We start from the raw sequence: 14,180 nt of genomic DNA on the forward strand, positions 1-14,180 counted from the left end.
ATGACCGAGACCCTGTCCGCCACCCTGACCGCCGAGATCGAGCACCTCGTCGAAACGGTGCTTCGGATCGCCTGCGACCGCAACCTAACGCTGGTCACCGCCGAGAGCTGCACCGGCGGCCTTCTGGCGTCGCTGCTGACCGATGTTGAAGGCTGCGCCCACGCCTTCGAGCGAGGGTTCGTGGCCTATACCGACGCGGCCAAGCGCGAAGTTCTAGGCGTCCCGGCCGACCTGCTGACTCGCTACGGCGCGGTGTCGAGTCAGGTCGCCGCGGCCATGGCCGCCGGCGCTCTGGCCGCTTCGTCCGGAGATGTGGCTTTATCCGTCACCGGGTTCGCAGGGCCCGGCGCGCCCGGCGAAGAGCCCGGCCTGGTCTATTTCGGCATGGCGCGCGTTGGCTTCGAGACGATCATCCGCGAGCATCACTTCGGGAACATCGGGCGTGGCGCGGTGCGCCTGGCTTGCCTAGAGGTGGGCCTGAAACTGCTGCACAGCGGCTTGACCTGCTGAGACGACCAGAGGAAGTCACCGCGCCGATCACACGTCACCGCGCTCACCGCGACCGTCGACAGCTTGCCCCCATCTGCTTTGAGCGCCCGTAAGCGTGGCGCTGGGCGGTGGCGGCGCCTCTAGTCCCGCCGGCCATGGCGAGTCGGGCGGCGGTGTCGGATCAAACCGCGGCGCGTCGTCGGGGTGCGGCATCACGAATTCCCTGAGCCCGGCTCGGCCATCTTGCGGTGCTGCTGCGCCAGGACGCTCTGTGGGGTGATCGCCGCCACGGCCGCCTGCAGCTTGTTCTTGAAGCCGGCCACGACGTCGCCCTCGCCTTTCTGCATGGCTCGGTAGCCCGTCACAGCCACGTCTGCCGGGTCGGCCTTCTTGGGATCGGCGCCGACCTTGGTGTCCAGCATGTCGGCGCGCTCGAAGAACTCGGTGTCGGTTGGACCGGGCATCAGGCAGCTGACGGTGACATTAGTGTCCTTCAGCTCATTGCGCAGCGCCCAGGCGAAGCTGTCGAGGAACGCCTTGGTGCCGTTGTAGACGGCCTGGAACGAGCCTGGCATCAAACCGGCGATCGAGCCGGTGATCAGGATTTTCCCCCTGTCCCGCTCGCGCATGTCGCGGGCGATCTGCTGGATGAGATAGACCGTACCGGTGATGTTGGTGTCGATCACGAAGCGCGCCTGCGCCCAATCTTGGTCGAGGAAGCCATGGCCCAGGCCGCGGCCGGCGTTGGCCATCAAGGAATCGACCGGACGATCGCCGATCAGCTCGACCAATTCGTCGACGCCATCGGTCGTCGAAAGGTCGACCTGCAGGGCGTAGACGCGACCACCATGCTGTTCGAGACCGGCCTTGGCCTCGACGATGGAGGGATCGTCGGCGGCGATGATCAGGTCATAGCCGTCATCGGCGGCCAGGCGGGCCAACTCGTAGCCGATGCCGGACGAGGCGCCGGTGATCACGGCCAGGGGGCGAATGTCTTCGATCATCAGGCGGCTTCCTTCTGCCAGTCGGGCTTGAGGACGACCTTGGTCACCTCGTTCTGGTTTTCCTTGAACATCTTGTAGCCGTCGGGCGCGCGCTCCAGCGGCAGGCGGTGGCTGATCAGGAAGGTGGTGTCGATGACGCCCTCCCCGATCAGGTCCAGCAGCGGCCGCAGGTACTTGTGGACATGCGTCTGGCCGGTACGGATCTGCAGGCCCTTCTCCATCAGGGCTCCGATCGGGATCTTGTCGCCCATGCCGCCATAGACGCCCGGGACCGAGACGCGGCCGCCAGTGCGGCAGGCCATCAAGACCTCACGCAGCACGTGAGCGCGGTCGGTGCCCAGCCGGGTGGCGACCTTCACGGCGTCGATGACGTTGTCGATCGAGACGCCGTGGCTTTCCATGCCGACCGCGTCGATGCAGGCGTCCGGGCCAATGCCGCCGGTCATGGCCATCAGGGCCTCGCGCACCTTGACGTCGTGATAGTTGATGACTTGCGCGCCCATACCCTTCGCAAGCTCCAGGCGGTGGGGGTGATGGTCGATGGCGATCACCTTGTGCGCGCCCTGAATAAGGGCGCTCTGGATCGCGAACAGCCCGACCGGGCCGCAACCCCAGACCGCCACGGTGTCGCCGGGCTCGATCTGGCAATTCTCGGCCGCCATCCAGCCGGTGGGCAGGATGTCGGACAGGAACAGCACCTTGTCGTCCTCCAACCCGTCCGGGATGACGATGGGGCCGACGTCGCTATAGGGTACGCGGACATATTCAGCCTGGCCGCCAGCATAGCCGCCGGTCATGTGCGAATAGCCGAACAGGCCCGTCATGGCCGTGCCATAGGCGATCTCGCCCAGATCCTGGGTCTCGGCCGGATTGGAGTTCTCGCAACCCGAGAACTGCTGCTTCTCGCAATGGAAGCACTTGCCGCAGGCGATCACGAACGGGACCACGACCCGCTGGCCCTTCTGCAGGGTCGAGCCAGGGCCGGTCTCGACGACCTCGCCCATGAACTCGTGACCCAGGATGTCGCCCTTTTCCATCGAGGGGATCATGCTGTCATAGAGGTGAAGGTCCGAACCGCAGATGGCGGTCGAGGTGATCTTGATGATCGCGTCGCGAGGATTGACGATCTTGGGGTCGGGCACTGTGTCCATGCGGACGTCGTGTTTGCCGTGCCAGGTCAGGGCGCGCATGGGCGTCTCCTTCAAATGAGGTTTGGGGATCAGCCTTGCGGCGCGGCGTCGGAAGACTTGGCCGTGGAAATCTCGCCGGTCTCCATCAGCTGCTTGAAGCGGCGAAGCTCGCGGCGCGCCTGGATCTTCGGCTCCTTCTGGAAGAGCTTGGCGATCAGCTTGCCCAGGTCGCCACCGGGAGGGTCGTAGGCGATGGTGGCGGTGACCTCGGTGCCGCGTCCCGGCGGCGCGTCGCGAAACTCGATGCGGCCAGCGTTCTTGATGTCGGCGCCCGGGACGGACTCCCAGGCCAGCAGTTCGTTCTCGACCTCCTCGGTCAGGACGCTGTCCCACTCGACGGTCTTGCCGGCCGGGGCCTTGACCACCCAGTGCGAGCGCTTGTCGTCGCCCGGTGTGACGCTTTCGACGTTCTCCATGAAGAGCGCCAAGTTCCGAAAATCGCGCCAGAAGGCGTATAGCTCCGCGCGCGGACGATTGATGGTGACGGTGCGGCCGACCAGGGCCGCCTCGTGCCAGCCGCGCTCCTCGGCCACCTCGTGGGCGATGTCGCGTTGGTGCACGGCGGCAGTGAGCGGCGCATCGCTTTCCAGCGCGCGGGCAATGGTCTCGTCAGACATGGGATAGCTCCTCCTGCCCGGCTTCAACCGCTCGCGCAACGACGCGTTCCTATAGTGAAGTCAGAGACTTATGGCTCCGCTTGGAATGGGACGACCGCCCGATAGCCGACAGAACCGACGCTCGCCCGGCGCATTGAGAATCACCTCGCCTAAGTGCGCCGGGGCGAGCGGCTGGACGGCGGCCGCAGCTACCTGCTGCACTTCCCTGCCGACCGGGTTCCGGAGGCGGCCGTGGACGCCTACTGGTCGGTGATCCTCGTCGACGCCACCAACTACCGGGTGGTGAAGAATCCGCTGAACCGCTTCAATCTCAATAACCAGTCGCCCCCTCCGGAAGGAAGCGGCCGGCTCGCTGATGATCGGGATCGGGTCGAGGCCGGAAACGGGCGTCGCCGAATCCAATTGGCTGCCTTCGGCCGACGGCGAAGCCTTCTCGCTCACCCTGCGAACCTACGTCCCGAAAGCCGCCGTGAAGCGGGGTGATTGGACGCCGCAGGCTCTGCGAAAGATCGCATAGTCGCCAGCTGAGAACTGGAGGGGCTCCGCCGTGCCACGCCAGTCAGAACGTCCGACCTTGAGAACATTGGGACTTAAAAGACGGTTCCAAGTGGCGCCATCAACAGACCTTGGCTCATCTCCAGGAATGCGATCCAAGCCAGCTGCTTCGTGGCTAACCGCCCCACTCCCCTCACCCGCCTCCAAACGCCGTGAGCGGCGTTGGCATGTTGAGCACCAGCTGCGCGTCCCTGACCACATCTAGACGCAGCATGGCCGAGGCGCCCAGGCCGTTGAGGAGATCGCTCATCGGGCCGCCGTGGCGCGACAGCGTCACGCCCTTGGGGAAGAGCGCCTGGGAATAGGACAAGGTGTTGGATTGCACGATCGTCTGGTTCCACCGGCCGTCGACCTGATGGATCATGGTGTTGGCGCCCAGGCGCGACTGGGACGGCGCCTCGCGAAAGGTCGGCGCGGGCGCGCGCAGCACTAGGTCCGGCGAGCCGTCGGTGGCGGCGATGCTGGCTTTCACCTCATGGCCGATCTCCACCGTGATCGGCGTCAGCCACTTAGGCAACTGATAGCCCAGTACGCCACGTGTCCGGGCGATCTCGGTCGTGACCGGCAGGGCCAGGACGTGGGCGGCAAAGTTGCGCCTTCGGATGGCGCCCAGGAGCTGGCCGACATGTGAGCCCATGGCGCCGGGCCGGCGCACTACTACGGCGATCGAGACCTCCTCGTAGGGATCGTTGTCGCAGACGGCGTAGGAGAAGAAGGTCAGCGCCACCAGCCCCTTGCCCGGCAGCGGTCGTAGCGGCTCGAGCGGCGAAGGCAGCGCTGCTGCGAGCCGATCGACCGGCGCGGTCATCAGAAGCTGCACCGAGCTGCTGCGATAGTAGAAGTTGGGCGCCCAGACAGGACCGACCCGCGAGGCGACCTTCTGCTTGGGGATCCGCCGGAAGAAATCGATATTGCCGGCGGCCGGATCGCGCGCCACCACCTCCAGGTCGGGATTGGAGCCGAAGCGGTCGTAGTACCCGCCCTTGGGCACTTGGACCTTTTGGCCGCCGAACTCGGCGTCCTCATATTGCTCAACCATGCACGAAAACCTCTTGAAAATGGGACCAAGACGACGTCGGGGCGCACTGCGTCACCAAGCCGGGCGACCGCGATCAGGCCGTCGCCGGCCGCTGGGCCATCCAGCGCCGATACTGGCGGGCGCTGCTTCTGGCCTGCAGCTGAGCGGTGACCAGGGCCCAGATCGGCGAGATGTTCGGCGCGGTCTGCCTCCGCCGGCTCAAGCGCAGGAGCTGGTAGCGGACCGCGGCCATGTGCGCCGACGAGGCGATGGGCTTGTTCTTCCAGGTGATGGGCCGAAGGCTGGGCGCGAGGGCCTTGCCCTGTCGCCACAGCGTGGGAAGGTTCGGCGCGATGGCCAGCGCAGTGGCGATGCCGGCCATGGCCACACCGCTCTCGACGACCTTCTGCGCCACCTCGCGCCGCTTGATGCCGCCCGTGACCATCAACGGCATGGCCGCGACCTTGGCGATCTCTTCCGCGAACTCCAGGAAGTAGGCCTCGCGCGATAGGGTCCGCGCGTCGCGCGAGGCGCCCATCATCGCCGGCGCCTCGTAGCTACCGCCCGATAGTTCGACCAGGTCGACGCCCAGCCCATTGAGCATCTCAACGACGGCGCGCGCGTCCTCGGGCGAGAAGCCGCCACGCTGGAAGTCGGCCGAGTTGAGCTTGACCGCGACGGCAAAGCGCGGCGTCACCGCCGCGCGCACCCCACGAACGATGTCCAGCAGCAGGCGCGCACGGTTTTCCAGGCTGCCGCCCCAGCGGTCCTTGCGATGGTTGGCCAGGGGCGAGAGGAACTGGCTCAGCAGATAGCCGTGCGCGGCGTGGATCTCCACGCCAGTGAAGCCGGCGCGTTCGGCCAGCACCGCCGTTGTCACGAATCGCCGCTCGACTTCGGCGATGTCGGCAGCCGACATCTCGCGCGGCATTGGAAAGACCTTGGACTGGGCGCCCAGGTCCAGGCGGATGGCCGAGGGGGCCAGGGTTTCCTGGCCCAGGGCCGCGGGCATCTGGCGACCTGGATGATTGATCTGCATCCACACCTGGCCGCCGCCCGACCGAGCCGCTGCAGCCCAGTCCTTGAAACGGTTCAGGTGACGGTCGTTCTCCAGCACGACGCCGGCCGGCCCGGTCATGGCGCGCGCATCGATCATCACGTTGCCGGTGATGATGAGCCCCGCCTCTCCTTCGGCCCAGGCCCGATAGAGGTCGATCAGCGCCTTGGACGGCAGATGGTCGCCATCGGCCATGTTCTCCTCCATCGCCGCCTTGGCGATGCGGTTGGGGATCACAGCGCCATTGGGCAGGCTGAGCGGCGAGAACAGGGACATGGGCGGCTCCACGAAAGGCATGGACCGCCCCCTAACCTTTAAGTTAGGTTTAGGGTCAACAGGCTATTTGGAGCCCGAATGATGAACATCGGCGATCTGGCCAAGCGCACGGGCCTGACCCATTCGCGCATTCGGTTCTATGAGCGGGAGGGCCTACTCACGACGGTGGAGCGCCGTGCCAACGGCTATCGCGCCTATCCGAACAACGCGGTGCTTGTCCTGGAGCTCATCGCCACGGCGCAGAAGGCCGGCTTCAGCCTTGACGAAATCCGCACGCTGCTTCCGTCTGATCTAGCCGACTGGAAGCATGATGCGCTCATTGCGGCGCTGCGGGGCCGCGTAGCGGACATCGAGGCGCTCGAAGCGCGCCTGGCCGAGAGCAAGGCGCAGCTGGTCGCGCTTATCGCCGGCATCGAAGGCAAGCCCGACGATCTGGACTGCGCCGCCAACGCTCGCCGTGTGCTTTCAACCGTTCTAGGCAAGCAGATCGGGTCCGCGTCGACCGAGGCCAGCGCCCTTCGGGCGCCGCCGGGACGACGAGCCGGAGCCTAGGGCCAGGCTCCCTCCCGCTTTTGGCAGGCTGGACTGCGCCATGAACGGACCTTGGTGCACCTCCATGAACGCGACGTTCGTGGGCCAGGTGCGCCAAGCAGCGTCCACCGAGTCAAGCTAGCACTCAAAGATCGATCTGCTCAGACATCTCGAGGGCATCGACCCGAATTCACTTAGGCCGGCGATCACGACAGAGCCTGCGCTGCCCCGTTCAACGTCACCCGCTCGATGACGCCGTAGGCTTCGTCCATCATCGCCGGGTGTTCCTCCTCCAGTGAGAGATTCAGGTAGCCGCCGCCCTCCAACTGAAACTGGAAAAGCAGGAACCCCGATCGCCAGGTCTGCCGCTTGAAAAACGCGAGCGGGTCCGACATCGGCAACCGCCGCAGGTTAAGCGGCCGCCGGCCAGGTCGCGGCCTGAACAGCGAACCGAACGTGTTGGAGAGCGCTCGGGCGTGAGAATGGGTCAGCCCCGGGGTGTCCCCCTTTCGCGGCGCGTCGATCGAGCGGTGCGCCGAGTGCTTGTTGCGAAAGATCATCGCCCGCTCCAGGGTCGGGAGGGCGTGCGCCGGCACTACGCCGGCCTCGCTGGCGAAGCGGGATCGGCAGAACGTCACGAACTGGCCCAGGCGGTTTAGGTACGCGATAGCTTCGTGCCGCAGGTGCAGCTCGTCGGCGTCGCCGCTTCGCACCATGCGCCGGTGTAACCGGAGGAAGGCGCGATGATGATATTCCATGGCGGCGATCATCTCGATCGCACCGACGATCTGCAGAAGGTGGGTCTGCAGGGCCGGCGCTTGGCGATTGCGGACCACCAGCGCCATCGCCCGTTCCGACGCCAAGGCGATCTTGGCCAGTTCGGTGGTGGGATGCGGATCTGGCCAATTCCAGGTGTTGATGTCCAACATCGCGCCCTGCCCCCTGCACGAGCATCGTCGGCTTGACGCCAAGCCCAGCCGGTGAGGTCCGTCTCGACGAACTATTGGCCTTGGTTGAGATAATCCCGCTCGAAACGGTAGGAGCTCGTCCCCTGGACCGCCTCGAAGACATACTCGGCTAGCGCCCCGATCAGGATGGAGACCCAGCCTCGCCAGAGGGCGCGATCGTCCAGGAACTCCAAGCCCTCGTCAAACGCCAGGAACGGCATCTGGGCGTCATGATCAACCTGCGCCTTATGGGCCGTCAGCAGGACGCGCATCTGCTTGGGGTCGGAATGAGCCACGACCTTGTTGCGGAAGATGCGAAGACGCTCATGCAGGGCTCGCTGTTCGGCTGTGGGCACGACGCCCAAGGCCTCGAAGCCAAGAGCCGGCAGACCATCGGCGGCTGCGAAGGGCCGCCAATAGGCGATGACCGCGCTCTCCAGGAAGCACCGGTAACGGCGCAGCTCGATTTTCGAATACCGCGCCGTGACATCCAACTCGTCGAGGAACGCCAGGGCGCTGTTGGCCAGCTCCAAGTCCCGAAGCGAATAGACCAAGCGAAGGTGGAGCTTTTCCGCGGGACTCATGGCCTACTCGATGACAAAGGACGGTTGGTAGCTCTTGTTGCCCCGGCGATCGAAGTCAAATTCGTAGACGACGCAGGGCGCGACGCCGCGATGTTCCTGACCCAGGAAGAACATCACGCTGTTGGGGCAGGCCGCGAAGATGTGCACGACCGCGTCGGGGTCCTCCCGGGCGTCGCGAACCTGGTTGGCGACCTGCTCGGCCAAGGCCGCGGCGTGGCCGCCGCCGGTGACGACCTGTTGCCCTGGCCCGGACGGCATCGCGAACGTCAGGAGCTTTCCCACACCCTTCAGCGACTTGGCGACATAGGCGCGCGTTTCCTTTTCGGCGTCGCGCGACACGCCCAGCGCCACGGCGATGTCCCTACCCTTGCTCAGCGCCGTCGAGGTCACGACGAGCCTAGCCGCGACCGTCTCCGTTCCATCGTCGGCGCGCCACTCGCGACTACCTACCCGACCTTTCTGGACCAGGGTGGTGTCGACGCCCGATTTCACGTCCAGCACCGAGCCGGCCAGGAAGGCGATGGAGGCATGGGCGTCCAGCGACAGGCGAAGCTTCCCCGACCGCCGGGCAGCCTCGGCCAGGAAGGTGGAAACTCGCGGCCCGATGTCGTCCTGCCAGCTGCGATCCGCGCGCAGGTATCGTTGATTGAACGCCTCGGTCAGGACCAGGGTGTTCTCGGGCGAGGCGATGCTCAGGTCGGCCGCCAGACCGTGAAAGCTGCGAATGGCGACCGGCAGCGGCGCGTCCGCCAAGGGCGCGACCTCCACCAGCAGTCCTTCCTCGGCCAGGATCGCGCGCAAGGTCTCGCGGGTGAAGCTGTTGAGGCGCCGCGATTTGAGGGCCTGGGCCAAGCCGTCATAGCGGAAGTCGGAGTTGGTCCTGCAGGTCAGGGCGCCGACCACCTCCGCCCGCAGATTGACCTGGGAGCGCAACTCATCGAGCGACAGCTGCCCATCGAAGATGCGTAGCCCCGAGACGACGGCCTTCAGTTCGTCGTCCGAAGCCAGTCCCAGGTGCTCGCGCCAGAGCCTCCGGATCTTGCCGGTCTTGCTGCGGTCGGTGGTTCCGTCGAACAGGCGGTCGATGAGGATCGAGCGATCGGTCCCCGACAGCAGCGGCGACAGAGGGTCGTCGTCATGGATGCGATAGGTGGTGACGAAGTCGAACTGGGCGCCACCGGGCGCGATCTTCTTGGCCTCGCGCAGCCGCTGGAGAAGCGACACGCTGGTCGCGCCGATGAAGTCCGGCTCGATGAAGTCCTTGTAGCCAAAGCGGCCACCCAGCTCGACGTGCCATTTGACCTGGTGATAGGTCGCAGGCACCCGCACCGGTCCAGACCCCGCGATGGGCGGATCGTATTTGACCACGACGTCGTCGAAGGCCTTGGGCGCATCGGCCTCGAAGGTGACCTCCACGACGACGGAGTCCGTGGCCAGCATGTGCAGCGCGTTATGCCAGAACACCCGCGCCTGGTACTTGTCGCCGTTCCATCGCGGCGTCACCGCATCGGCCATGATGATCTCCAGAATATGCGGTCGGCGCGACGCGCCCCTACGACAGCGGGAACTTGGGCCCAAAGAGCGCGCGCCAGGCCTTCAGCGCCTCGCCGTTCTTGCCTTGCCGGCTCAGATTGATCGCCAGACTGGCGTCGCGGCTGGCCGTCTGCAGCAGGGTTTTCGCCCGCTGCTTGCGGGCCGCGTCCATGCCGTCGCTGATCGGCGGGCCAAGGCCGGCCGGATCGGGCCATTCGTCGGTTATCCTGTCGGCCAGGGTCTGGAAGAACGACTGGAACTCGTAGTCGAACCGGCCTTGCCAGCCCCCGTACAGGCACTGGAGCGCCATGACCTCGATCAGGAACGAAGGCTTGACCGGCTTTTCGCCGTGACGGGGGTTGTTGTTCCAGTATTTGGCCATGCGCACCAAGCCCTTCCATTCGTTGGAATAGGCCTGGTGGGCGGTCACGGCCTTGGAGGCGTGAATTTCCGGATTGGTCTTGATCCACTCGCCCTTGTCGGTGTCGGCGATCTCGTAGTCGCCGCCGCAGGTGAAGGCCGGGACGACATCTACGCTGAGCACCCGGTAGTCGGTGTTGTCCTCGGCGTCGGCGACGATGCCGAAGTCGACATTAACCGAACGGCCCTGCTTGCGGACCGCGCTGGTCCCGTACTTCTCGACCAGGGCGTCATAGAAATCGCCGATGACCACCGACGGTGCCTTGTCGCGGTACGTTTCGCGCTCGGAGTCCTTGAGGACGAAGAAGATGTCGATGTCCTTGAGCGGCTTGGTCTTGGTATGCCGCTTGTAGGACCCGGTCAGGAAATCCTTCTCGATCTTGAACTTCGTGCGGATGTAGTCGCGCACTTCGGTATGGCGCGCGGTGGCGTTCTTCTGCTCGCGGTCGTTCAGCTCCAGACGACTTTTGAACTTCCGAAACGCTTCATCGACGGTGAGCATCAGGCCTTCCTCCAGTAACCGGCATTGGCCCCAAGGCCGCTGTGATCGATCGTTGTACCCAGGGACTGCTTGGTGAAGCCGGCCGTGGAGCGGGCGCTGGTCTTGCTCCAGCCGGCCACGTCGGGGCGGCCCGGCTTGGTGTGCAGCAGCAAACGGTATCTGGCCTGGCTGGGCCACACGCCGGCCTTGAGGATCGCGTACTTCAACTGCTCGGTGTCGACCCAGAAGTTGCCGTCGCCGGAGCTCCAGCCGTAGACGACGTCCATGTCCCAGCGAACAAGAAGCGCGTCGGTCTTGGGATCGAAAATTTCGAGCTTGACGGTTTCGAGGTCGCCGGTGTCGAGCCAGGTGCGGATGCCCCGCATGTTGACGTCCCAGTCGTCGATGAACGCGGCGGGGTCCAGGCCGCTCAGACGGATGATGTCCTTGAGGCTCTTGAGCATGTTGTCAGCCACGTAGGTGACCGAGTGGGTGTAGGTGTTGACGGTGACGGCGGTCATGACCCGAGGAATCCTTTCGGGTCCAGGACGAGACCGGCGGCCTTCTGGCCACTGCTGGCGCTTTCGCCGCCGGTGGCCGAGGCCTTGTCTCGGGCGGTAATGCGCGTGCTGTGCTTTTTCAGCGCGCCCTGGACCCAAGCCAGGTCGTCGGGCTCGCAAGGGAGCGACACGCCCCAATCGCCGTCCAGGGGATCATAGCCAAGGGCGTCTTCGTTGGCGTCCGAGCCGTCGATGGCGTCATCGTCGTAGAGACAATAGATGCGGGTGCGCGGCCCATCGCAGGTGACGACGATGGCCGCGTCCTTGGCCGCCTTGTCGGCGATGATGCTCGAGGCGACGCCGGCCACGGCCAGCAGTTCGTCACGTTTGGCACCGGTCGCGCCCCCCGTCAGAAGATCGACGACAGCCCGCCAGGTGGCGCCGGCGTCGCGTTGAGGCGTGCTGGAAAACCTGCGACTGGCGACGGTGGTCATTTCGACTTGCCCCCCGTGCGATTGGCCTTGGCGCGCTGGGCCGCGCGCAGCACGTCATCGAGCGTGACCTTGGCCGGATCCATCGCCACTTCCTGGCGACAGGCCAAGGCGTTGGCCACCATCTTGCGGATCGCGCGGCCATCGAGCCCGACACACTCCTGGGCGCAGCGGTCAAAGCCCGGCGCGGAAGCCAGGCGACCGATCTCGGGATAGGTCCTCCCCAGGCCCGTCAGGCAGTCGCGCAGGATCTGGCCGCAGGCCGCCCGGTCGGGCAACGGCACGCGCAGGACCAGGTCGCAGCGGGAGGTGAACGCGCTGTCGACGGCGTCGGGGAAATTGCTCGTCGCCACGAAGAGCAGATCGGGGAACCGCTCGGCCAGCGCGTCCAACTGCACTAGGACCGCGTCGGTGGCGCGGTGGATGTCGATGGGGTTGGCTTCCAAGCTCATCTTCGAGCGGTCAGCCGCCAGGGTCTCGACCTCGTCCAATAGGACGATCGTGGGCCCGCTCATGGCGGCCTCGGCGATCGCTTGGGAAAAGAGGTCCGAAACTGCCCGCTGGGTTTTGCCCATCGCCGAGCTGGTCAGGGAATGGGGCTCGACTTCCAGCAGCTTGAACCGGCCGCCCCGGAACGCCATCGCCGTGCGATGAGCCAGCCCCCGCGCCAGCGACGTCTTGCCTGTGCCGGGCTCACCGGTGAGCAGGATGACGCCGTGCAGGGGAATGACGGTCCGATCAACCTTGCCCCGCAGGGTGAAGTTGAGCACCGCCTGGGACAGAAGCTGCTTTTTGGTCTCCTCCTCAATGACGATGGAGTCCCACAAAGCGCCCAGCTTCTCGTCCGGCAGCGGCCGGCTGCGGCTGATGCCCTTGGGCAGTTCCGCGTTATAGGCGTGACCGTCCCTCATAGCTGGATCTCCAGGCGAGCGGCCTGACGGGCCGGTGGCGTTGAACGAGGACAGCAGTGGGCGGTGTCGAGGTCGGCGCTAGGGACCATGGGCCCCTCCTTTGGTTGGCGCTCGGCCGCTGAATGGCTGTGGCATTCACGGTCGCGGGCGGATGTAACCAGACCTCCCCGACAAAATGGGACGTAGGGTCAGCCGCCAGCGCGCGCTGTACCTACTGAGGGTCCTTCACGACCCTGGAGGAATGATTTGAAGACATCCGAGCCGGCCAACGGCGCTGTTAGCAGTCGCGGCCATTGTGTGCTTACGCGGCCGCCGCTATTGCTCGCTTACCGACTCGGAAACGGGTTGGGAATCGGGTGAGAGGATGGACTTTCCGGTGACCGGCAAAGTTCCAGGATGTTCCGTCCTCTCCCCACCATCAGCGATCTACGCTGCTTCAATGCTTTTCAGCCGTCGCTCCTGCTTTGAAGACGTCCTGAACATCCGACCAAGCCCGTCGGCGAGATAAGCAAACTCAAATGATGTGGGAGTGGAAACCGGAATCATCCACTCGCCAGTACCCGATAGTACGAGTCGGCTGTGGGCGGAAAGACCCCATTTACCAATTCCGACTATGAGGTCGATTCGTCCCACCTGTCGACCTTCGAGTCAAGATGTAGTGGTCCAGACGTCCATAGCCTCCAGATCATGGTGAAATCGGACTTCGAGTGGCGGGTTTGAACCGGCGCCGCTCCGCTTCCGATCGTCTAGTATCCCCAGATAATTGCCGGCACGCGGGTCGAGCCGAGCGCGCCCCGTCCTAAGGAATGCCGCACCGACATGTGGCTGCGTCCGAATACGTGTTGCCATTAACGCAATTAGGCAGATCGCACTCTCTGCGGTGCCCGCCGGGTGCATTGACGGGCCCTCCGGCCCTTCCACAATGCCAAACACACGCTAAACCACCCGCTCCATCGGGAAGCTGTGAGCCACGCCAACCGCTTCGATCATCCGCGCGCCCATGGTGTCGGCCAGGCGGAAGCCGTGCCGCTCGAATGCGGCCCGCAACGGCCGATTGGCGGCCGTCAGCGTCAGCTTCTCCACACCCATCGCGGCGGCGGCCGCCTCCAGATTTTCCAGCAGAACACCGAAAAGTCGAAGGCTGGCGTACTTCTGGTCGACCCATCGGGAATCCTGCCTCGGCCGGTTCGGGTCGAGGAGTAGCACGTCGCCGATATGCAAATGGTTGGGGTATAGGTGGGCCAGGCTGACCGAAGCGAACGGCTCCGGCGCCCCAGGCGTCCGCGCCTCGGCATGGTGGAAATCGAGAAGCGCCCGCCGCCCAAGCGCCGCTTCGACGTGCCGAATAAGCCAGGGGTCCTCATCGCTGATGGGCCCCGCCAGCATCTGGGGATCGAGATCGTCATGTCGGCCCGAGGATAAGGCGTGGTCCCAGGTCGCGAACCCGAAGGCGATCATGGTGTTTGGGCTATCCGCTGTGAAAGCCTCCAGTCCCTGCACGTCGAGGTCGCGGAACACCGCCCCTGGCACGGCCGCCGCGATCTCAGCCCTCGGAAAGACGTCGGCAAGGCGCATG

Annotated in this window: 16 protein-coding genes and 1 pseudogene; 4 read left to right on the plus strand and 13 right to left on the minus strand. The window is 65.4% G+C overall.

Annotated features, from left to right (window positions below; translation table 11 throughout):
* Nucleotides 1–510 (plus strand): CinA family protein, encoded by a 510-nt coding sequence (locus ACW173_RS24730; RefSeq protein ID WP_492082801.1) that lies wholly within the window; start codon nucleotides 1–3, stop codon nucleotides 508–510.
* Between the two features lie 191 nt (nucleotides 511–701).
* Here the strand turns inward: ACW173_RS24730 and ACW173_RS24735 are convergent, their stop codons facing one another.
* From ACW173_RS24735 to ACW173_RS24745, 3 genes are read right to left on the minus strand one after another with little or no spacing between them, the layout of a single operon-like run.
* Nucleotides 702–1,493: an SDR family NAD(P)-dependent oxidoreductase gene (locus ACW173_RS24735; RefSeq protein WP_492082802.1), complete on the minus strand. Its 792-nt coding sequence runs from the start codon at nucleotides 1,491–1,493 to the stop codon at nucleotides 702–704.
* A complete protein-coding gene (locus ACW173_RS24740; RefSeq protein ID WP_492082803.1) occupies nucleotides 1,493–2,683 on the minus strand; it encodes a zinc-dependent alcohol dehydrogenase in 1,191 nt (396 codons plus the stop codon). Before ACW173_RS24740 ends, ACW173_RS24735 begins: the two co-directional genes overlap by 1 nt.
* Before the next feature lie 29 nt (nucleotides 2,684–2,712).
* The gene (locus ACW173_RS24745; RefSeq protein ID WP_492082804.1) at nucleotides 2,713–3,300 is read right to left on the minus strand and encodes an SRPBCC family protein; all 588 of its coding nucleotides are present in this window, start codon (nucleotides 3,298–3,300) and stop codon (nucleotides 2,713–2,715) included.
* Nucleotides 3,301–3,453: 153 nt separating this feature from the next.
* Here ACW173_RS24745 and ACW173_RS24750 point away from each other — a divergent pair.
* Nucleotides 3,454–3,594 (plus strand): annotated as a pseudogene (locus tag ACW173_RS24750) (DUF1214 domain-containing protein); the annotation flags it as partial.
* Nucleotides 3,595–3,655: 61 nt separating this feature from the next.
* Nucleotides 3,656–3,817: a DUF1214 domain-containing protein gene (locus ACW173_RS24755; protein ID WP_492082805.1), complete on the plus strand. Its 162-nt coding sequence runs from the start codon at nucleotides 3,656–3,658 to the stop codon at nucleotides 3,815–3,817.
* A gap of 171 nt (nucleotides 3,818–3,988) precedes the next feature.
* Here the strand turns inward: ACW173_RS24755 and ACW173_RS24760 are convergent, their stop codons facing one another.
* Both ACW173_RS24760 and ACW173_RS24765 read right to left on the minus strand, forming a co-directional pair.
* Nucleotides 3,989–4,894, minus strand: a complete 906-nt coding sequence (locus tag ACW173_RS24760) for a hypothetical protein (RefSeq protein WP_492082806.1) — start codon at nucleotides 4,892–4,894, stop codon at nucleotides 3,989–3,991.
* A 73-nt stretch (nucleotides 4,895–4,967) separates the two neighbouring features.
* A complete protein-coding gene (locus tag ACW173_RS24765; protein ID WP_492082807.1) occupies nucleotides 4,968–6,206 on the minus strand; it encodes an NADH:flavin oxidoreductase/NADH oxidase family protein in 1,239 nt (412 codons plus the stop codon).
* 78 nt (nucleotides 6,207–6,284) lie between these two features.
* On the opposite strand from ACW173_RS24765, the gene ACW173_RS24770 reads away from it, so the two are divergent.
* On the plus strand, nucleotides 6,285–6,758 hold the full coding sequence (locus ACW173_RS24770) for a MerR family transcriptional regulator (RefSeq protein WP_492082808.1): 474 nt from the start codon (nucleotides 6,285–6,287) through the stop codon (nucleotides 6,756–6,758).
* 185 nt (nucleotides 6,759–6,943) lie between these two features.
* Here ACW173_RS24770 and ACW173_RS24775 read toward each other — a convergent pair whose 3' ends face one another.
* From ACW173_RS24775 to ACW173_RS24810, 8 genes are all read right to left on the minus strand, one after another.
* Complete coding sequence (locus tag ACW173_RS24775) at nucleotides 6,944–7,666, minus strand: hypothetical protein (protein WP_492082809.1); 723 nt, start codon at nucleotides 7,664–7,666, stop codon at nucleotides 6,944–6,946.
* A 71-nt stretch (nucleotides 7,667–7,737) separates the two neighbouring features.
* The gene (locus ACW173_RS24780; protein WP_492082810.1) at nucleotides 7,738–8,268 is read right to left on the minus strand and encodes a hypothetical protein; all 531 of its coding nucleotides are present in this window, start codon (nucleotides 8,266–8,268) and stop codon (nucleotides 7,738–7,740) included.
* Between the two features lie 3 nt (nucleotides 8,269–8,271).
* Nucleotides 8,272–9,783 (minus strand): SAVED domain-containing protein, encoded by a 1,512-nt coding sequence (locus ACW173_RS24785; protein ID WP_492082811.1) that lies wholly within the window; start codon nucleotides 9,781–9,783, stop codon nucleotides 8,272–8,274.
* A gap of 37 nt (nucleotides 9,784–9,820) precedes the next feature.
* Nucleotides 9,821–10,723: a CBASS oligonucleotide cyclase gene (locus ACW173_RS24790; protein ID WP_492082812.1), complete on the minus strand. Its 903-nt coding sequence runs from the start codon at nucleotides 10,721–10,723 to the stop codon at nucleotides 9,821–9,823.
* The gene (locus ACW173_RS24795) at nucleotides 10,723–11,223 is read right to left on the minus strand and encodes an HORMA domain containing protein (RefSeq protein ID WP_304281566.1); all 501 of its coding nucleotides are present in this window, start codon (nucleotides 11,221–11,223) and stop codon (nucleotides 10,723–10,725) included. The genes ACW173_RS24790 and ACW173_RS24795 overlap by 1 nt, the downstream gene beginning before the upstream one ends.
* A complete protein-coding gene (locus ACW173_RS24800) occupies nucleotides 11,220–11,696 on the minus strand; it encodes a hypothetical protein (RefSeq protein WP_492082813.1) in 477 nt (158 codons plus the stop codon). Before ACW173_RS24800 ends, ACW173_RS24795 begins: the two co-directional genes overlap by 4 nt.
* Nucleotides 11,693–12,604, minus strand: a complete 912-nt coding sequence (locus ACW173_RS24805) for an AAA family ATPase (RefSeq protein ID WP_492082814.1) — start codon at nucleotides 12,602–12,604, stop codon at nucleotides 11,693–11,695. Before ACW173_RS24805 ends, ACW173_RS24800 begins: the two co-directional genes overlap by 4 nt.
* A gap of 936 nt (nucleotides 12,605–13,540) precedes the next feature.
* Nucleotides 13,541–14,179 carry a hypothetical protein gene (locus tag ACW173_RS24810; RefSeq protein ID WP_492082815.1) on the minus strand — a complete coding sequence of 213 codons (639 nt, stop codon included), beginning with the start codon at nucleotides 14,177–14,179 and terminating at the stop codon, nucleotides 13,541–13,543.
* Nucleotide 14,180: the final 1 nt, after the last annotated feature.

Source organism: Caulobacter sp. ALps2 (assembly GCF_058681635.1).